Genomic DNA, 20,495 nt, shown 5'->3' with positions numbered 1-20,495 from the left:
GGCGCTTAGCACCCCCGACAGATATTCAGATTTGACTTCGGGAAAGGCTTTTGATCGGGTTGCTGCGCCGCTGGTGCCGTCGGCTTTCTTGCGACTCTGCTCTTGCCTTCTTCAATGAGAGTAGAAAATCTGACTGTCCCGTCATCCGAAATTTCGACGCGTGGCGTGGTGCCTCGAACGCCCATGGTCGCGACCGGGGTGTCGACCTTCATGTCGCCGGTCTTCGCGACTTTGCCTGCGACAAAGGTGAAGGTGCCCTTTGTCAGATTGAACAAGGACGCGTTGGACGTACTATTTGGATCGTACACGAACTCGTTCAAAACCATGCGCGCGTTGTTCGACAGATTGAAGGAAGTGCCATCGGTGAAGTTGATACCGACCCGGCCGTCGGCGCCGGTTGCAACTGCATCGCCCTGATAGACGAGATCACCGACCTTCGCCTGACCGGCTTGACCTGAGGTGCTGGCCTGAACGACCATCGCACTCGCGCGTTCAAGCGTGACCGAACCTGTGGCGACAACAATTTTTCCAATTGGTTTTGACGCTAGATCCTGAACGGCGGGCCTGGCGGAATCGCGTTGCGCGTGAGCCGGCCCAGCAAAAAGCCCGGCGGTCGCCAGAACGAAGCCTGTCACCAATGCAGCAATAGCCTGCGTGCACATGATCCCCCCTTCCTGAGAAGATCTTGTCCGAGAGAGCGCTCACGGTCGCTTTGAACCGTCGGCCAGGGCGACATTAGACCCGATGTCGGGGGAAGGCATTATTCTATTACCCGCTCAAAAGGATTACTCCTTTTGAGCCTAAAGCCTACCGCCCATGGATTGGGTAGCTTGGAGTCTTGGCGGCTAGCCTTCGGCTGGCCGCGCTAGGCTATTTTGACCTGAATATTTTGACCTCATGGGCTGGGCAAAGCCAGACCACGAAAATTTCGCACGAGGGGCGGGGTTGAAGCCATGCTTGTCGGGTCCCACGCCGAGACTGGGGACGAACGTAAGGCCGCGGCAGCTCCGCTTCCCCAAATTATCGGCAACGTTCAGGCCGCGGCCGGCTTCGGCACCCTTAGGCGCGCGGCCTGCACGGCCGCTCAAGCCGCGGCGGGCGATCCGCAAACTCGAACGCATGCCGGCAGGTTCGGCATGCTGTGGCTCACGGCACTGACCTTCTCGCTTGTGAAGGAGGCCCGGGCCGCCGATCCGAACGTCACGCTCCTAGACGACGGCAACATCACATACAAGGACCTTGAGCACGGCGCATTCGAGCTGGTCACCAAGGATGTGATCCCTCGACATATCCTCGTTGACGATCCCGGACAGACCATCATCCTGCGTTCGCAAGGGTCCACGATCAGCGTCAGTCAGAGCACAAACTCCGCTGCGCGAATGGCTGAACTGCAGGCGGCCCAGCAGGAGGCGCTCGCCATCTACGAGAAGGGACTGGGGTCGACGGGATCGAGCACGCCTCCTCCCCTTGAGCAGCTACCGGTGCAACCGATCAATTTCATTCAGATTGATGATTCTTCCCCGGAGCAGGAACTGCCTGCTTTGCCCGCGGTGATCCTCGCATCGGCCCCGGAGATGATTATCGGACAACTGCCGCCTCCGCAGCCGACGCCACCGACGCTGAATGCGGTGATCGGGCCGACCGAAATCGACACCACGGTCTTTGACCTCTTCACCGCGACAAGCGGCACTTTCCATGCCAGTAGCCCCAACAGCGACGCTACGCTGACCTTCGGCATCAGCGGGGGAACCCCCGGCAGCACCGTCATCGACGGGGTGACGTACGATGTATCGAAACCTGGTCCCTACGGCACGCTTTACGTCGACAGCACGACCGGCGCCTATACGTTCGTTCCGGACAATAACGCGATCAATGCGCTGACCGAGCCCACCAGCACGGACTTCATGGTCACCGTATCCGACGGCACGCTCTCGGCCAATCAACTCTTTACGATCGCCATCAACGGCAGCAACGACGCGGCCATCATCTCCGGCGCAACCGATGGCACGGCGATCGAGGCCAGCGGCGTCGCCAACGTCGCGCTCGCCACGCTGAGCGCCACCGGGACGCTCACCAGCGCCGACGTCGATGACGCGCCCAATACTTTTACGACGGTTGGCACTCCGACCGCGAGCGCGCAGGGCTTTGGCACCTTCACGATGACGGCGGCCGGCGTATGGACTTACACGGTCAACGACTCCAACGGCGCGGTGCAGGCACTCAATGTCGGCGATAAACTGACCGACTCCTTCACGGTGACCACGATCGACGGCACCCCCCAGGTCGTGACAGTCACCATCAACGGCACCAACGACGCAGCAGTCATTTCCGGCACCACGACCGGCTCCGTGACCGAGGACGGCGGCACCAAGTGCGATCTGCCGACCGCGACCGGCACGCTGACCGCTACCGACGTCGACAACGCGTCCGGTTTTACGGCGGTCAATTGCCCGACGGCCAGCGACGCCGGCTATGGCACCTTCACGATAACGCCGGACGGCGTGTGGACCTACATGCTCGACGACAGCAATTGCGCGGTGCAGGCACTTAATGTCGGAGACACGTTGACCGACACTTTCAAGGTGACCGCCCTGGATGGCACCGAGCAACTGGTGACGGTTACCATAAACGGTACCAACGACGCCGCCATCATTTGCGGAACCAAGCAAGGCTCGGTCGTCGAGGCTGGCGGCGTGGCCAATTCGGTATCTTGCAAACCAACCGCGACCGGCACACTCACCGACACTGATGTCGACAACGCTCCCAACACATTTACGGCGATCGATTCGCCGAAGCCGAGCGATGGCGGCTATGGCACTTTCACCATGACGACGGATGGCGTCTGGACCTATACGCTCGATAACACCAGCTCTACAGTGCAGGCACTCAATGTCTGCGACAAGCTGACCGACTGCTTTACGGTGACCACCATCGACGGCACCCCGCAGGTGGTGACGATCACCATCAACGGCGCCAACGACGACGCCGTCATTTGCGGCGCCACGACCGGTTCAGTAACCGAAGCTGGCGCCTGCACATACGGTACGCCGATCGCGACCGGCACGCTCACCGACACCGACGTCGACAACACGCCCAATACGTTCACGGAGGTGTGCAGGCCGAAGGCGAGCGATGGCGGCTATGGCACCTTCACAATGACGGCGGATGGCGTCTGGACCTACACGCTCGACAACGCCAATTGCGACGTGGAGGCGCTGAACGACTGCGACACGTTGACCGACACCTTCACGGTAACCACCATCGACGGCACCGCACAGGAAGTGACGATCACGATCAACGGCGCCGACGACACGTTCCACTTCAAGGACAAGATGTCCGACGTCAAAACTTCTGACGTCATCGACCTTTCAGGGGACATCTCATCGTCTGTCAGTTCCCCCGAAGACGCTTCAGGAGCCAGTGTACCGTCGGCGACGACAGAGACAGCCCAAACGATCGAACTGTCTGCACAATGGTCCGACGGTTTCAGTTGGAACCAGCCGGGTATCGCTGTCACTACCCAAGCGCCGCACGATCTGATCGTGTGACGGAGCAGCGCCGGATTCTAGCGCAGCCGTTCCACGCCGCACGCCCTACTTCGCTTCGCTCGCCTTGATTCCCGAGCTTTCAACGAGCTTGGCCACCCGCGTCAGATCGCTGGCGAACAGGCGCGCGTGCGCCTCGGGCGACAGCTCGTTCTCGGGAAACGGCAGCGTACCGAGCTGTTTCAGCTTTTCCAGCAGCGTCGGGTCGGCCAGTGCTGCGCGGAGCGCTGAATTCAGCGCGCCGATGGTTTCCCTGGGCGTGCCCTTCGCGACGTAGAGTCCATGCCACATCGAGTAGCTGACCTCGGGCATGCCAAGCTCGGCGGTGGTCGGCACGTCCTTCAATTGTTCGAGCCGTTCCGGCGAGGTAATGGCGATGCCGTGAAGCGTTCCGGCCTGAATCTGCGGCAGCGCGTTGGTCACCTGATCCCACAAAAGATCGATCTGCCCCGCCAGCAGATCGGAGATCGCTGGAGCTGATCCGCGATAAGCGACAACTGTGGGCTTGAAGCCGAGCACATTGCCCATCATCACGGCGCACAAATGGCTGTTGGTCCCGAGCCCACCATGCGCGAAGTTCGCCTTGTCGCGTTGTGCCTTGATCCAGTCCACAAAATCCTTCGGTCCCGCGCCGGGGATCGACTTGCGGCCAATCAGAACCATCGGCGCGTTGTTGACGAGGCCGACTGCCTCGAATGCCGTTTTGGTATCATAGCGCAGGTTGGTGAACAGGCTGGGAGCCGCAAGCAGCGCGACGTGATTGATGAGGATCGTGGTGCCGTCAGGCGCCGATCGGGCCACGCGATCATTGGCCAGCGTGCTGCCGCCTCCGACCACGTTCTCGATAATGACGGACTGGCCGAGCGTGCGCGACATCCGCTCGCCGATCAGACGCGCGACGGTGTCGGTGCCGCCGCCGGCTGCAAAGGGCACCACCAGCGTCACCGTCTTGGCGGACGATTGCGCGTGCGCCTGCGGCGAGAGTGCCGCAATCAGCAGGCCAAGGCCCATGATTACACGTCTGAAGGAGAAATTGATCACGACGGCGTCCTCCCAAGTCATTCTTTTTCAAGTCATTCTTTTTGTTGTGATGCCGCGTTGTCGCGGACGTGTGCTCGTTGGCAAAGCCACGCCGCAGCAACGGCCTGGCTTCACATGGCCTCGGATCATGCTGATTGCGCTGCCGCAAATCAAATGGAAAGCGAGCGTAGCTCGCCGGCGGATTGGCGTGATACGATGTCCTCGAGGCGCAGATAGCATCGGGACGGATCTGAAATGAGCGAGGCTGCATATGTTGCGGTCGATTGGGGCACGAGCAGTTTTCGGCTTTGGCTGGTCGACCGGACCGGCAACGTGCTGGGGGAGCGGCGCAGCCACGAAGGCATGATGGCGGCAGGCAAGCTTGGCTTCGCAACCGTGCTGCAATCGCATCTGGAAGCCGTCGGCGCCGCGGATGGCCTGCCCGTTGTCATCTGCGGCATGGCCGGCGCCCGGCAGGGGTGGGTCGAGGCCGGTTATGTCGAGACGCCGGCGCCGCTCGCAGCGATCCTGAAGCAGGCCGTCGTGGTGTCGGGACAGGACCGTGACATCCGCATCCTCCCGGGAATAGCGCAACGAGACCCCAAGGCGCCGGATGTCATGCGGGGCGAGGAAACACAGTTGCTCGGCGCCTTGGGCGTGGACGCGGCCGACGAGGCGCTTGTCTGCATGCCGGGCACCCATTCGAAATGGGTCAGGGCGAGTGGCGGCACCGTCGAGCGCTTCGCCACGTTCATGACGGGCGAGCTTTTCGACGTCGTGTCGCGCGAGACGATCCTGTCCCACGCGGTGGCCGGCGCCGATGAAGCGGAAGATGTCGAGACATTCAAGTCGGCGGTCGCCGCCGCGTTCGAGACGCCTGCGCACGCTGCCAATCTGCTGTTTCAGGTGCGATCGGGTCAGCTCCTCTACGGCGGCAAGCCATCCTCGGCCCGCGAAAAAATATCGGGCACCTTGATTGGTCTTGAACTGGCGGCGGGGCTCGCCGGCGAAGCTCCCAAGGCAGGCATCACGCTGGTGGCGTCAGGAAGGCTCCAGATGCTTTACCAATTGGCGTTTGACACGGTTTCCGTTCCCGTCCGATCAATCGGTGCCGAGGATGCGGTCCGTCGCGGTCTTGCGATGGCCGCTCACTCGATTTGGAACGTATGAAGGATCAGACGAATGAGCGTTGTCCCATTTCCCCCGATGAAGCGTCCGCTGGTCGCGATCCTGCGCGGCGTGAGGCCCGAGGAGGCAACGGATATCGTCAGCGTGCTGATCGACAGCGGCATGACGGCGATTGAGATCCCGCTCAACTCGCCGGAGCCGTTCCGCTCCATCGAGATCGCCGTCAGGAAGGCGCCCGCCGAAATCCTGGTTGGGGCTGGCACGGTCTTGACGCTGGAAGCTGTCGAGCGGCTCCACGATGTTGGCTGCCGGCTTCTCGTAACTCCCAACGTCGATCCTGGAATCATAGCCGGCGCCCGGGCACGCGGCATGGTCACGATGCCCGGCGTCTTTACCCCGACGGAGGCGCTGCTTGCCGCCAAGGCTGGCGCCTCAAGCCTCAAATTCTTTCCCGCGAGCGTGCTTGGCGCGGCGGGCATCACCGCGATCCGCGCCGTTCTTCCCGCGGACCTGATGATCGCCGCTGTCGGCGGCGTCTCCGACAAGAACTTCGCGGATTACACGAAGGCCGGCATTCTGGCGTTCGGCCTCGGCAGCAGCCTCTACAAGCCCGGCATGACGGCGGCGGAGGTAGCCACACGCGCCAAGGCGACGATTGAGGCGTACGACATGGCTGTTCAACAGGTAGCGTAGATTAGCGAGAGTCGGTCCCGCCCGCCGTCGCTTGCCCTCCGTCGCGGACATGCCGCGTGCCGAAGCGCACGCGACGGCGGGCTGACGGAGAGAGTGTCAGTCGTCGAAAGGACTCCCGTATCGCCTCGATCCAACTAGGCCAGACTCAAGGCTGATGACCCAACTTCACGATCATCTTCGGGTGACGTTCGCTCAAGGCCTTCAACGCGAGCAAACTCTTCCGATTGCGTTCCCGGTCGTCAATGAAGCTTCCCGGCTCAACGCCGTTCTCCCAACCCCAGCGCGTGTGGCAAGTGTCGCCGGTCAGGAGCACCGGACCTGTCGTGGTGCGCGCGACAAACGCCATGTGGCCCGGAGTGTGTCCCGGACTCTGGATCGCAAAGAACGAACCGTCACCGAAGACGTCGATCACCCCTTCGAGCTTCCCGCCCGGGTCTTTCGAGAACTGGAATTCCTGAAGTGCGGGTCTTCCCTCAAGGAAGCGATCTTCCATCCCCTGGACGAACATGTTCTCGAAGTTCGAGTACTCAGGTTCGCCGGGTCCCGTGTAAATCGGAACGTCCTTGGGAATATCCGGCATCCCGGAGATATGGTCGAAATGGAGATGGGTCATAAAGACACCTTTGAGGGGCATACCTGCCGATTTGATAACCGACAAAGTGTCTTGCCGGACTTGCATCTTGTCTATTTTAGCGAACGTTCTCAGCACCCATCCGACCCCGACACCCGCGGGATTCTCCACCAACCGCTTTGAAACACCTGTGTCGATCAGGAACAATCCCTGCGTCGGGTGCCGCAAGAGATGCGCATAGATCTTGATCGGCTCCTCGCGATCCTTGAGCCCCGCTTCAACGGCTTTTGGATCTTTCAGATTGAGCAGTCCCGAAAGATCGGCAACCCAATCCGCGCCGACGACCGTCTTGAGTTCAATTGGTCCCGGCTGATCAATCAAAGCCTCCATGGCGGCCGAGCTGATTGGCTTGCCGATATCTGCGGGCTTCGCCGGATGGGTCGTCTGCGTGCATGCCGAAAGCGCCGAGATGGCAAGGGCGCCAATGAAAAGCAGTCCAGACTTACGGAGCATGATGTTTTCCTCATTTCTGCTGCCGCTTTTGCCCTGGACGGGTAGAATAGCAATCGTCTAAATTCCTATATAGCCATACATAAATGAATGGCCGCTAGCTGGGAGGGGTGAACGTGGACCTCCAATGGGATGACCTGCGGATTTTTCTCGCCGTTGCGGATGCCGGCAGCCTGAGCGGCGCCGCGCGACGCCTCAAAGTGAGCCAGCCCACCTTGAGCCGCAGGATCGCGGATATGGAGTACGGGCTGGGCCAGCCGCTCTTCGTCCGCAAGAACCAGGGCATCTCCTTGACCAAGACCGGAAGAAGGCTGCTCCCCGCCGCCCAAGGCATGGCGCAATGGGCGACGGAAGCCAATCGTTCACTCGACGCGAAGGACTCGCCCGTGAGCGGCCGCGTGCGCATCACGGCGGCACCATCGTTCGCCTTCGATTTCCTGGCGCCGATCGCGGAAAAGCTCAAGAGGAAGCATCCACAGATCACTCTCGAGGTTCTGGCCAGCACGGAGCGCCTCAATCTCTCGCGCGGCGAGGCGGACATCGCGCTCAGGAAATACCCGTCCGATGATCCTGATCTGATCACAGTCGATGAAGTTATCGTTCCGATCGGCGCCTACGCGAGCAGGGACTACGCACGGAGACTGCCCGCGAAATACGATTTCCGCGACCTCGACTGGATCGCATGGGCGGGAGAGCGCGAGATGGTGAGCCCGAATCCGGAACTCGCGGCCCGGATCCCGGACTTTCGTCCTGCTTTCACATCTGACGATTACAGCGTGCAGGTCGCAGCCTGCCAGGCCGGTGCCGGTGCGATGATCCTTCTGAAGACTTCCCATCGGCTCAAGCGACCGGGCGAGCTCGTGGAACTCAAGCTCGAGCTTCCAACCTCGCTCCGCGCAGAACTCACGATCGTTTGCCACAAGCGCATGGCAGATCTCCCCAAGGTCAGAACCGTCGTGGACCTGCTCAGGCAAGAGTTTGCCGACCTGAGGAAGAGCCAAGTTGCGGAGAGACTTCGAACGGTGACGCCAACAATCCCAAAGCAAGCCAGAGATAAGAAGGAAGCCTCATCCAAACATTCGAGGCGAGAAGTTGAGACAGGAGCGGATTGAACGCGCCCCAATCGAGACCAGTTGCGCGCAATCGTGCGAAATCGTCCAAAATCGTAGGCTGGCCGAGGGAGAGGACCTGCGATCCAATATTCTCCACCCCCGGGCGCTCGTTTATCCCCCCGGCAGAGACCGCGCTGGCGAAACGTGTGAGTCTGAGAAGTGCCCACCAGACATTCGGTCCCGGGCGCCTATCTGTTTGTCGCCGTGGAATTGCTTTTCTGCCTAATTGTGCATCGCAATCCTGAACCGATCGCCGCGGCCATTCATCCGCTGGCACCCGGACGGCCGCTAAGCTAGCATTGGGATCATTTGAATGGAGCGGTGGCGCGCACTCCTATAGGGAAGTCCAAGGCCGGGCGCCGTCTGGGCATACTGCAATGGCCAACATATCTGCTTCGCCAAAGCCCATGCCACCGCGCGGCTATTTGGCCGTCATCCGTAGCATCGACAAGTTCACGGAATTGACCGGGTACCTCTTCGTCCTCTCGATCATTCCCCTGATTTGCGCCAATGTGGTCGAGGTTTTTGCCCGCTACGTCCTGGGGGATCCGACGATCTGGGCCCTCGATGTGACGACGATGTCCTACGCGACCTTGTTCATGCTGGGCTCGGCGTTGGCGCTCCTGAAGGGCGCTCACATCCGCACCGATGTACTGTGGGAAACATTCTCGGATCGCACGAAAGGCATGATCGACAGCCTGGCGTTCCTGCTGTTCTTCCTGCCGACAATGGTCGTGCTGTTCTTTCTGTCGATAGACGATTTCCTCTACTCGCTCTCGATCAACGAACGCGGAAGCTCCGGCGCGTGGACGCCGGTCCTGTGGCCGCTGCGCGGGGTTATTCCGCTGACGGCCTTCATGCTGTTCTTGCAGGGCATCTCGGAGTTGATGAAGAGCCTCTGGGCTTGGCGAACCGGCGCATTCCTGGCCAAACACGAGAAGATCGAGGTCTGAACAACCATGACCGCCGCCGAAGCTCTCGGACTTGCCATGCTCGTCGGTATGGTCTTCGTCATTTTCATCGGTTTCCCGATTTCCTTCACGCTGCTGTTTCTCGCCCTTGTTTTTGGTGGCATTGGCCTCGGGTGGGAACAGACTTTCAATCTCGGCTACCTGCAGATCTGGGGCACGATGAAAGACGAGATCTTTCCCGCCGTGCCGCTGTTCATCTTCATGGGTTACATGACCGAACAGGCCGGACTCATGGAGCGGCTGTTCGTGGCCTTGCGCAGCGTTCTCGCGCCGGTGCGCGGATCGCTGTATTTGGCCGTAATTCTAACGGCGACTATTTTTGCGATGGCGACCGGCATCGTGGGCGCCGCGGTGACCGTGCTCGGCATCATGGCCGGATCGATGATGATCAAAACCGGCTATGACGCGCGGCTGTCAGCGGGTGCAATCGCCGCCGGCGGTACGCTCGGCATTCTGGTCCCTCCGAGCGTAATGCTGGTAGTCATGGGCCCGGTCATGGGCGTGCCCGTCAATCTTCTCTATTCAGCGGCGTTCGGCCCGGGCTTTCTGCTCGCTGGCTGTTATATCACCTATACCCTCGTCCGCAGCTTGATCAATCCGAAGCTCGGTCCAGCCATGACCATGGAGGAGCGCGCAGCCACCTATGACGCGATGACCACTGAAAAGGTAGGCTCTCCTGTAGTCGGATTGGGCCTCGTGTGCTTGGTCGCATTGGCGTATTTGCTGCTCGATTTGTTGTTGAGCCAAGCGCGTGTGCCGCGTCTGGCGTTTACGATCGGACCGTTTGGCCTATCGGCCGTCGCTTCGGTGTTAGCGATTCTGACGGCTTACCCCTACTTCCGGAACGCCTACTTCCGCGCCGTCATGCTCGGCGTTGCGCCTTTGAGCGCGCTGATTGGATTTACCCTGGGAACCATCGTCGGTGGAATCGCCACGCCGACCGAGGCAGCCTCGTGCGGAGCTTTCGGCGCTGTCCTCCTTGCACTCTTTTACGGCCGGCTCAGCATGCAATCGATCACCAATGCGGCCATCGGCACGATGGTGACCTCGGCCATGGTGCTGTTTCTGGCGGTGGCCTCGACGGTGTTCGGCGCTGTCTTCACCAAGCTGGGTACGGCGAACTTGATTACCAACTATCTGCTCGCCCTTCCGTTGAGTGACTGGTGGAAGCTGGCGTTGATCATGGTGATCTTTTTCGTCCTCGGCTGGCCGTTTGAATGGCCCGTGATCATCCTGGTCTTTCTTCCGATCGTTTTGCCGGTGGTCGAAAAGCTTCAGTTCGGCTTGAACAAGCTCGACCTGCTGATCTGGTTTGGCGCACTGACCGCCGTCAATATGCAGACGTCGTACTTGAGCCCGCCCGTTGCAATGTCGGCGTACTACCTGCGGAACGTCGTTCCGCAATGGAGCTTGAGCACGATTTACCGGGGCATGTCCGACTATATGGTGATTCAGGTCGTAGTTCTGGCGCTGCTGCTGTTGTTCCCGCAAATCGCACTGTGGTTGCCGAACCTTGTCAGGTAAGCGCGATCGGCTGCTTATCATACCAAGAAGGGCGGCCGAGGCCGCCCTTCCAGCTATGTCCTCCATTTGCCTGAACATGATCCGGAATAGTTGGTACCGGCTCTCCCTCGGGACAAACGCGAAGCGTTTGCCCTGAGATCATGCTCAATCAACCTGGAGCGCGATGGCGATTCAATAGAATGCCATCGCGTTCAAGGCCGTCTTATTCTTTAACGGGCCAATAGTGGTCCGCCTGCAAAGCGTAGGGCGGGAACATGAAGCGCTTGGCGGGCACGACCTTGGCGGCATAGGCCTTCTGAGATTCGTAGACTTTCTTGAAGAACGGGTTCTTCGCGACCTCCGCCGCGGCAAACTCATCCCAGGCCTTGAGGAAGGCCTGATTGACCTCGGGCGGTGTAGTCAGGAGCTTAACTCCGTGCTTCTCCTTAAACTCTGCGATCGCGTCCGCGTTTTGTCTCTGGAAGCTGGCCCACCAGCGCAGGAACGTCTCTGATGTGGCCGACTTGATGGCTTCCTTGTTCTGATCCGGCAAGCTGTCCCACACGTCCTTGTTGATCGCGATCTCAGCGACAGAGGCGCTCTCATGCATGCCGGGTGTGTAGTGGTATTTCCAGACCGTATGCAGACCGAGGCGCTGATCCTCAATTCCGCCGACCCACTCGGCACAATCGATCGTGCCGCGCTCTGCGGCGGGCAGGATCTCACCACCCGGCATGTTGACAACCGCCATACCCATTTTGGCGTAGAGCTGGGAGACGATGCCGGTCTGGCGGCACTTCATTCCCTTGAAGTCGGGCAGGTCCTTGATCGGACGCTTGAACCAGCCGAGTGCCTGCGGGCTCGGCGGAATGCTCGGAAATGCCACCAGATTGAGCTTGAGCTCCTTCTGGTAGAACTCGTTCCACAGATCGAGGCCGCCACCCTCGTAGACCCATCCGATGAAGTCGACGGCATCCATGCCGAAGATGCCGGCCGGTGTATTGGCGAACAGCGTCGCGGTGACGCTCTTGCCGTACCACCAGTAGGAGATGCCATAGGCACCGTCGATCACCTTCTTGTGCGTGGCATCGAGGATCTCAAACGGCGGAACGACCGCGCCGCCCGGCAGCGCCTCGATCTTGAGATTGCCGCCGGTCAACTTGTCGACGCGGTCGGCAAAAAACTTGAGAGCATCGTGCGTGGTGGACGATGGCGGAACCGCCGATTGTATCTTGAGGACTCGTGGCTGTTGGGCGAGCGCTGTGCCCGCGAACGCCAACGTGGCGGAGGTTGCTGCGATCAGAGCGAATTGACTAAGCGAACTCATTTTCATCGGACGTCTCCCTCCCTTTTGCTTTTCTCCCTTTTGGCAGAGTGTGGGGGCGAGCTCAGTGGCTGGCCAGCACACGAATAGCCTACAGCGGTAGGGTGCTGTCAGCCAGTGCGGCGCTCTGGAGTTCGCTGGCCTCCAATAAGATGAACCCACGGGCCGTTAAAATAGCCGTCCGGCCACCCCGGTTGGTGATTAGGCTAGACAGCCGCTTGCGGTGGCAAAAAGGGCCCTCTGGGCAGCGGCGAAGCTGTTCGAATAGATGGGCCGGACATTTTGAGGGCTGGCGGAGAGAGTGGGAACGAACCCCAGCCCCGTACCTTGCCTTTGATTTATTTAAGATTTTAGGCTCGCTCGGCTTAAATCGTGCACATAAGCGTGTTCGCTTGTCAACGCTGTCACACGGAACACCTGTCGCGCCGATTAACAGTCCTGGCGCACTCCCGTTGCGCACAGGGCGGCGAGAACACGTGGAAAAACCAGAGCCCCTTCGCTTTCGAATGCCGCCCTCTATTGGCAGCCGGAACGCGGGACGATCGGTGAGCCATCGGGAGGAGCGTAACGAGGAAGCCTTCGCATCAGTTCTGATTCATAAAAGCTTCGCGGCGAAGCTTCTTGGGACCCTCCTTGAAATGACCCGGCACCCACTTCGTCCAGTCCTCTTTCAGGAAGCCTGCATCGGGATCGTGGCTACCTTGTTCCTTAATTCTCTTCACCACGTATCGTGAGTAGAAGTGATCGAAAACACGCATAAACTCGCCAAAATAGACATCCGCGACACGTTGGTTGCCACGGATGACCAGCATATTCTCGTCGTTAACGTTTTGGGAAGGCCTGCTGAAGTTCGCGGTGCCCGTCACCACAATCGGATCCCTGCCGAGCGGATCAATCAGCATGAACTTGTCATGGACGTAATAATTCCGGTTGAAGCCCGTAAGCTTCTCGCCAAGGAAAAACTCGAGATCTCCCTTCGACAGCTTGGCGCCTGGGGCTATGACGGTATTCCCGATCACCTTGATCTCGTCTGCCAGCTCATCACCCGGATCCTTGTCGAAAAGCGCGTAACGCAAGGTGCTGTCTTTCCTGACAAGAACGTCATGAAAGTACTGGTCCAGATTGAAGGCAAAGGTGACACAAGCGATGCGCTTGGCGTCCGCGATCAGGCCCGCATACCACTCTAGCGTCTTTTCGTCCCCCTTGTTGTCCCGCGGCGAATAGAGCGTGAGCATGCGATCATCCGGCGGCAGGGTATGGGGTGCTGGTGTCGGCTCTGCGGCAAGGTTGGCTTTTTTTAGGGGAGCGAGCGTTACTTTCGGATTCGCAAGACGCTCCCAATACTCAAGATAGCTTCGAGCCAGATCACGATCCCAAATCACATGGCCAACGTTGGAGTGGCCGAAAATGCCGCCTGCCGAAATATTCGTTGATCCGGTCCACACCGCGACCGGTACGTTTTTGTGAATAAGGATGATGAACTTGTTGTGCCGTATGCCTTCGCGGGATTTCTGCGGCTTGCAAATGCTCTTGATGCGCGCCGCCGCTATCATCTCTTCGTTTTCTTCCTTGTAGGATTGCGCCTCATAGCGAACATCGACGTCAGCGCCAGCGTTCTTCGCTTCCTTGAACGCCAGGCCGACCGGCTTATAGCGAAATTCATAGAGCATCGCGCGCAGCTTGTAGTCGGCAGCGTCTTCTCCGGCTGCGACCCCAATGAATTTGATCAATGCCTCGAACAGGCCGCGGGAGAGCCAAGCCATCGGCTCGGAAGCCGGATCGTCTTCGTCCAGTTCGGCTTTGCCGAACTTGCGAGCAAAGGCCTGAGAACCCGCGGCGCCACGGTTAAAGTAGATGTCGTGCGATGGTTTGGCTACGTTTTCACCGCCCTGCTCGGCTTCGGTGGTTATCTCTATGGTAGTAGCCGAACCCTCATCGAGTTCAAGGAGCTTTGGCTTCCCGTAGACCGGTATAACTTTGAACTCGTACGTGGTAGAGGGCCTGGCTGTGTAGTCACCCCACTGAAATGTCTGGATCGGGTGTTCGGAGGTGGGCACTGGCGTACCAGGAGCCAGCCCCTCGTCCTTGTGCTTGAATCGTTTGATGCCGCGAATGAAATAGCGCTCGACGACCTGGCCATCCTTGATCTCCGATCGTTCGATCGCAAAGCCCAGCAGCCCCTCATGTTTGGCTTCCTGCGCTGGCACGAAGTCCCACGCCAGCGTCACGACGTGCAATCCTCCGATTGCACGCACGTGCAATACGTCGCCCTTAACGAGATTGCGCATGAATGCCCCTCCCGCCTGCTCCGACGTATGCACGCGGAGCCGCAACGTTGTCCAACGTAAACGATTGCATCTTTTCACGACGGCAATTGAAAGTCGATGGCATATTCGAGGATATTGATTCCACACTTTCAGTGTTCACAAACCCACAATCATGCGCCGACAGTGATCGCCTGCACGACGAGCAAGCTCTGCTATTGTATCAACGCTGACTTTGAGAGCGCGATCGAATGTTGCTCAGATGCGCGAGAGGATCGCGCAGCAGAGAGCGCTCGGAAAAAGCAATCGGCTACCTCAGCATCCGCTCTCAAGGAGAGGCGGAAGCTATATCGGACTCAACGCCAACTTGGCCGAGCAGTCGGATAAAACCTCTCAGACGATGAGGCAAAGGGGGATCATTCTTGCATCAAGTGCACGCGAGCACATTGGAAACACGCAACTGTAGTCTATTGTTGGCCCAGTCTCTCAATGCCGTCCCAATTGTCCGGCGGAGGCTGCTGGCGGTAGCGTGCACAACGCTCTAGGAATAGGGTGGGCAGAACGTCCTCGGGACTTTCGGAGCGAGCTCGCTCGAATGCAATTCGGGCGGCGTTGAAATCGCGGCAAAAGTACTTCTCCATCCCTGACCGGAGTAGCTCCACCGTCTTGAGCTTGATTGCACGTCGCTCAGGCGTCTCGGCGTCAAGAACCTCATATATATCGACCCCCTCGTTTTTACCCTTCACCGACACACGGTCAACCATACGGATCGCAAAGGCATTCGGGTCCTTGAGTCCCTGGAGCGTATGCTCGCTGATAAGTAGACGCGCCCGATAGACCTTGGTCAACTGCTCGATGCGCGCCGCCAAGTTTGCGGTGTCACCGATGAACGAACATTGCATGCGGTTGCGGCCGCCGATGACGCCGAGGACCATGAATCCTGTGTTTAGGCCGATCCCCATATGCAGTTGTGGTTGGCTCAAATACACCGAACGTCGATTGAGCTGGTCCAGCGCACGCCACATTCCGACGCCGGCACGCACAGGAGCGTCCGCAGGAGCGTCGAAAAGTGCCTTGATTCGATCCCCATCAAACGAATCGATAAAGCCGCCGACTTGCGAAATTTCTGGCTCCATACTTAGGAAATAACCATTGAGCAGTTCAATCACGGCCCGCGGGTCGAGGCGCTCTGCGAGCGGAGTGAAGTTACGCAAGTCTGCGAATAGAATGCTCATCGTCTTGGCCACGTACTCGCCCGCTTCGACGCGCGCTATATCGGGGCGGTGCAAGCTTTCCAGAAATTCACTTGGCACGAACCGTCGCTGGGCCTCGATCAAACGTTGCTGATCCGCGTACAGCTTTGCGTTTTCGATCGAGATGAAAACCTGTGCAGCCAGCAACTTGATGACTTCTATGCGTTCTTCTGTGAAAGCGCCGGCAGCCAATCGATTTTCCATGTAAATGGCGCCCTCGAGCTTTCCCTGACGCATTAGAGGAATGCACAGCAGCGACCGCGCCTTTCGTGCGAGCAGGTAGGCGTCTTTGGCAAAACGGCCCGCGCGCGCCACGTCGTGCACTATGACCGGGCTGTTCGTATGCAACACGTGATAGACGATCGAGATTGGCAGCGAGAGCGCGCCAGCGGCGCCGTCGATGGGAATCGATCCCGCCGCTTCAGCAACATCGCCCCCAACTTCGCTCAAGCCCTCCATCACAAACTGCCCGCCTTTGCGAACCACAAAACAGCCGCGCTGACCGCCGGCGTTCTCGAGCATGACCCGCATCGTCGTCGCCCATAATCGCTCCAACACGATCTCGCTTGAAATCGCCTGCGACGCCTTTATCACCGAGGCCATGTCAAGCGAGGCGGAATCGAAGCCCGCCGCGGTCGTCGCGGACACCTCGACGGAGCTCCGCGCCGCCTGCGGCGTCAGCAGCTGCGCAAATTCTTCGTCCATGTGCTCGATTTTGCGCTGCGCACCCCAGCGCTCGTAGAGATGTCGCGCCGCCCGGAGATACCCTTCGGCCGCTTTTGGACGCTGCGCGGCAAGCAGATGCCGCGCCGCCAACTCGTTGGCCATCGCTTCGTCACGATGGAATGCACTGGCGCGCGCGGCATCCATCGCCCGCTCGTACAGCCGCAAGGCCGGCTCAACCCGGCCGTCCAACCGCGTCAACTCCGCTTCCATGAGCAACTGCAGATGCAGGAAATTCGCTGGGCAGTGGTTCGCCCAGCGGGTCATTCGCCTGAGATCGGCCTTCATCCGCTTAAGCGTCTGGGTTTTCTCAACCGACTTCATGGCGGGCAGACACACCGCCAATGTTAGGAACGCCACGAAGTAGAAGCGCACGAGTTGGGGGAGCGACATTGCTGATGCAATCAGCTTATCCTGTTCGCGTACGTGGCTTAGTGCTTCGGCATAGTTGCCGTAAAGGAAGCAAATCTCGGCCTTGTATATGTGATAGTTAGCGACGCCAGTCATGAACTGCCGCTGCAGCATGCCCTCCACACAACGTTTTTCGTCGAAGTCGGCGTCGCTCATCGAGCAGAGGTCGTTGGTCCAACCCAAGAAGTTGCGCTGCATTTGCAGGAACAGAGAACCCGAATCAAACGAGTCCTGGTATGCGCAATCGCGAACGACGCTCATGTAGTTGGCGTGCTCTTTCACAGCCGTCTCGAGATCCAGCTTCGGGTCCCAGATTATGCAATCCTGCGCGCTGTAAGCGAGGTACAACAGGTCCCCCGATTGGTAACCGGACTCGATGCCTCTGCGGAACCATGGCGTCATGCTCGACCAGTGGTTGCTCCAGTGATGAATGAACATTGCGTATACGTAGATCACACGTGACTTCAGCGCGATGTCGTCGAAGCGGTCGTTCATCGCCACTGCGAGCTTGCCGAACTCGTAGCCTTGCGCGGGATCTTCCAGCGCGCCGCAAAGTAGCATGCCGTAGCCGGCATAGGCGAAAGCTGATTCCGGGCTGTTCCCATAGCGCAAAGAGATATTGACCGATTTCAGCACCAGGAACGGGAACAGTTCACCGCTTCCGGAGAGGAAAGCAGCCGGAAATATCTCCATCAGGAGTCGGATTGAAACCATCTTGGCGGGATCCGACAGCGCGGGCGCGTTGATCAGGTCGGCGATCCGCCGGCCGGCCAAATTGCGCTTGACCCGCATCCTTTCGCGCCGAATCGCAGCGCGGTCGGGTGATTTGGTGATGCGCACGCCGAGCAAGGACAAGCCAGTTATCGCCGCTTGGATCGAAGCCTCCATCTTGCCGGTGGTGGAGTACTGCCTTGTCCTCATAGACAAGAGTTCGGCCTTCTCAAGGTTGGTGCGCGCCTGCATGAGGAGTTGCTCGATCCATGCCTCGGCCTCGTCGTAGCGCTTGGTGAGGTAGGCGCACTGCTGGTACTCCGTCGCTAGCGCCATGGTGAGGTTGTACTCGGTAGCCCACCTATCGGCCGGTAAGAGTTCAAGACCGATGCATAGATATGACAGCGCCGTCTCGTAAGCCGAGGCTCGCTGTGAGCGAATGCCAGCAGCCAGGTTCAAGCGGGCGAGCTCATTGCGCTCAACCGGATCATCAATCAGCCGACGACCCTCGTTCAGATGGCCTACGATATCGATTAGCCGCTGCTCGCGCTCTTGCGGACTCTCGTGACGCTGCATCAGCCGTCCAACCCTGAGGTGAACCGACTGCTTATGCTCTTGGTCGATCAGGGCATAGGCAGCCTGCTGTACGTGATCGTGCTGGAAGCGATACGTCGGATTTGCTCCATCCGTTAATCCCATATGGTCAGTCGTAGTCGGCGCCTCGCCAACGAGTTTGTAGTCCTCTTGCAGAGGAACGATCACATGCTGCCGTAGCGCCGGCAACAAATGCTCGCTGGCCACACCAATCGAGCTCTCATAAATGATGGCCAAGGTCCGCAGATCGAACGTGTTGCCGATGCACGCAGCCAGCTGCAGGACACGCTGCGTCGCTGGTGGAAGCCGACGCAAGTTGACCACCATGAGCTCAATGACATTGCTTGCAAGCCCACTGCGTCGAACCGCTTCCATGTCCCAGCACCAGCGCCCCCTCTCCGGAGCGAATGCAATCGCCCGCTCCCGCTCGAGCGCCTTGAGCGTCTCAGTGAGGAAGAACGCATTTCCCAACGTCCGCTCATACAACAGCTTGCTAAGGGCCTGACATGAGGCGATGTCGCTCCGCAGGGTTTCTGCGACCAGCTGGTCAACGGCCACGAGGTCCAGCGGCTGCAGCGGAAGCTCGTGGATCGAGCGGGTTTCCTGCAACTCGTTCAGTGCTATCCGCAGCGGGTGACCCATGTCGATCTCGTTACTGCGAAAAGCGCCAATGACCAGGAGATGCGTAAGGTCGCGGGCAGTACCGAGCCAACGGATCACATTCAGCGTTGAGATGTCGCCGAACTGCAGATCGTCAAGGAAGATCACCAAAGCCTGTTCGTTGGCAATCACTTTGACGAAGTTGAGAAAGGTGATCTGAAATCGATTCTGGTCCTCCGTCCGCGGCAGCTCGGGCACCGGCGGTTGCGGGCCGATGATTAGTTCGAGATCCGGAATGAGATCAATTAGGAGCTGAGCGTTCGGCGTAAGGGAAGCCAGCAGTTTTTGGCGCCATTCTTGCTGCCGCTCGTTAGATTCGGCCAGCAACTGCTGGACGAGATCACGGAATGCGAACGCGATGGCGGAATAGGGCGTGCTTCGCTGAAACTGGTCGAATTTTCCTTGAATCAGGTAGCCCTGCCTGCCAACGAGTGGCTTGCTGATCTCGTTGACTAGGGCCGACTTGCCGACGCCCGGGTATCCCGAGACCATACAGAATTCGGTACCTCCCGCAGCGACGCGTTCGAAGAGGGCCAGCAGGACAGCGATTTCCGGCTCGCGTCCATATAGTTTTTGTGGGATCTGAAACTTGCGCGACACGTCGTGCTGGCCCAGCGCGAACATCGGGAGGACGCCAGTATTCGCGAGTTCGCGTTGGCAACGGCCGAGGTCCGAGAGCAGTCCGTAGCTGCTCTGATAACGTTCCTCGGCGTTCTTGGCCATCAGCTTCAAAACGATTGCCGACACGGCCTCTGGGATAGTCGGATCGATTTCGCTCGGGGACGGAGGTGACTTGCTTATGTGACTATGGACCCACTCTAGGACTGAATCGGCCTGGAACGGCAACCTGCCCGTCAACAGCTCGAACAGAGTGACGCCGAGCGAGTAGTAGTCCGAACGGTAATCGAGCTCACGATTCATTCGACCGGTCTGCTCCGGCGACATGTACGGCAAATTACCTTCCCGCCGCTTGGGCAAAGCATACTGCTGGCGCTCAAGTGCGAGCTCCGACGAAATGCCGAAATCGATTAATCGCAAGGTACCCGCGGCGTCTACTAGGACGCTGTGGGGCTCAATATTCTTATGCACTACGTCAAGCTCGTGTACGCCCGCGAGCGTCTCGGCGAGCGACATCGCGATCTTGAAAAAGCCGTCGAGCGGAAAACGTTCTTTCCTCGCCGCGATCTCTTCCGCCAGTGAATGACCAAACGGCTCGAGCACAAGTGCGATATTGCCGTTCCCGTACGTTTCTAGGGCATACACGCGAATGACGCCTTCGATGGACTGCAGCCGTTGAGTGATCTGAAAATCACGCTGCAACCTCGCGACGTCGTGCTTGCTCGGATACTCAGCATTAAGCGTCTTGATGATGACCGGCAAATGATCCGCAACGCGAACTGCGGAATAGATCGATCGCACATGCGATCGATGGACAGGTGCACGGATCTCATACCCCGCTATCGTCACCATGGTGTCGTTCGTCCGGGGGCCATGCCCCACCG

General features: G+C 59.2%; 12 protein-coding genes. 6 read left to right on the top strand and 6 right to left on the bottom strand.

Translation table 11 applies throughout. From position 1 onward, the window contains the following. Positions 1–5 precede the first annotated feature (5 nt). Positions 6–662, bottom strand: coding sequence for a FecR family protein (locus tag V1278_RS04905; RefSeq protein WP_334379880.1), 657 nt, complete (start codon positions 660–662; stop codon positions 6–8). 291 nt (positions 663–953) lie between these two features. Between V1278_RS04905 and V1278_RS04900 the strand changes: the two genes are divergently transcribed. Next, positions 954–3,548 carry a VCBS domain-containing protein gene (locus tag V1278_RS04900; protein WP_334379879.1) on the top strand — a complete coding sequence of 865 codons (2,595 nt, stop codon included), beginning with the start codon at positions 954–956 and terminating at the stop codon, positions 3,546–3,548. A 45-nt stretch (positions 3,549–3,593) separates the two neighbouring features. On the opposite strand, the gene V1278_RS04895 is transcribed toward V1278_RS04900, so the two are convergent. Next, positions 3,594–4,586 carry a Bug family tripartite tricarboxylate transporter substrate binding protein gene (locus tag V1278_RS04895; protein ID WP_334379878.1) on the bottom strand — a complete coding sequence of 331 codons (993 nt, stop codon included), beginning with the start codon at positions 4,584–4,586 and terminating at the stop codon, positions 3,594–3,596. A 234-nt stretch (positions 4,587–4,820) separates the two neighbouring features. Between V1278_RS04895 and V1278_RS04890 the strand changes: the two genes are divergently transcribed. Beyond that, positions 4,821–5,735, top strand: a complete 915-nt coding sequence (locus V1278_RS04890; protein WP_334379877.1) for a 2-dehydro-3-deoxygalactonokinase — start codon at positions 4,821–4,823, stop codon at positions 5,733–5,735. A 12-nt stretch (positions 5,736–5,747) separates the two neighbouring features. Beyond that, a complete protein-coding gene (locus V1278_RS04885) occupies positions 5,748–6,386 on the top strand; it encodes a 2-dehydro-3-deoxy-6-phosphogalactonate aldolase (RefSeq protein ID WP_334379876.1) in 639 nt (212 codons plus the stop codon). Between the two features lie 145 nt (positions 6,387–6,531). On the opposite strand, the gene V1278_RS04880 is transcribed toward V1278_RS04885, so the two are convergent. Then, entirely contained in the window at positions 6,532–7,470 is a 939-nt protein-coding gene (locus V1278_RS04880; protein ID WP_334365491.1) for an MBL fold metallo-hydrolase, read from the bottom strand. Between the two features lie 113 nt (positions 7,471–7,583). On the opposite strand from V1278_RS04880, the gene V1278_RS04875 reads away from it, so the two are divergent. The 3 genes from V1278_RS04875 to V1278_RS04865 all read left to right on the top strand — a co-directional run bounded on the left by V1278_RS04875 (position 7,584) and on the right by V1278_RS04865 (position 11,074). Then, positions 7,584–8,579, top strand: a complete 996-nt coding sequence (locus V1278_RS04875) for a LysR family transcriptional regulator (RefSeq protein WP_334365492.1) — start codon at positions 7,584–7,586, stop codon at positions 8,577–8,579. 377 nt (positions 8,580–8,956) lie between these two features. Continuing rightward, positions 8,957–9,532, top strand: coding sequence for a TRAP transporter small permease subunit (locus V1278_RS04870; protein ID WP_334365493.1), 576 nt, complete (start codon positions 8,957–8,959; stop codon positions 9,530–9,532). 6 nt (positions 9,533–9,538) lie between these two features. Beyond that, positions 9,539–11,074 (top strand): TRAP transporter large permease, encoded by a 1,536-nt coding sequence (locus V1278_RS04865; RefSeq protein WP_334379875.1) that lies wholly within the window; start codon positions 9,539–9,541, stop codon positions 11,072–11,074. Positions 11,075–11,276: 202 nt separating this feature from the next. Here V1278_RS04865 and V1278_RS04860 read toward each other — a convergent pair whose 3' ends face one another. The 3 genes from V1278_RS04860 to V1278_RS04850 form a co-directional block, all read right to left on the bottom strand. Continuing rightward, positions 11,277–12,386 carry a TRAP transporter substrate-binding protein gene (locus V1278_RS04860; protein ID WP_334379874.1) on the bottom strand — a complete coding sequence of 370 codons (1,110 nt, stop codon included), beginning with the start codon at positions 12,384–12,386 and terminating at the stop codon, positions 11,277–11,279. A 575-nt stretch (positions 12,387–12,961) separates the two neighbouring features. Continuing rightward, positions 12,962–14,665: a phospholipase D-like domain-containing protein gene (locus tag V1278_RS04855; RefSeq protein WP_334379873.1), complete on the bottom strand. Its 1,704-nt coding sequence runs from the start codon at positions 14,663–14,665 to the stop codon at positions 12,962–12,964. A 443-nt stretch (positions 14,666–15,108) separates the two neighbouring features. Next, positions 15,109–20,463 (bottom strand): AAA family ATPase, encoded by a 5,355-nt coding sequence (locus tag V1278_RS04850; RefSeq protein WP_334379872.1) that lies wholly within the window; start codon positions 20,461–20,463, stop codon positions 15,109–15,111. Positions 20,464–20,495: the final 32 nt, after the last annotated feature.

Origin of the sequence: Bradyrhizobium sp. AZCC 1577 (genome assembly GCF_036924575.1) — a bacterium.
Lineage (GTDB): Bacteria > Pseudomonadota > Alphaproteobacteria > Rhizobiales > Xanthobacteraceae > Bradyrhizobium.
The sequence above is the reverse complement of the archived record's forward strand: the minus strand, read 5'-3'. Positions and strand labels throughout refer to the sequence as shown.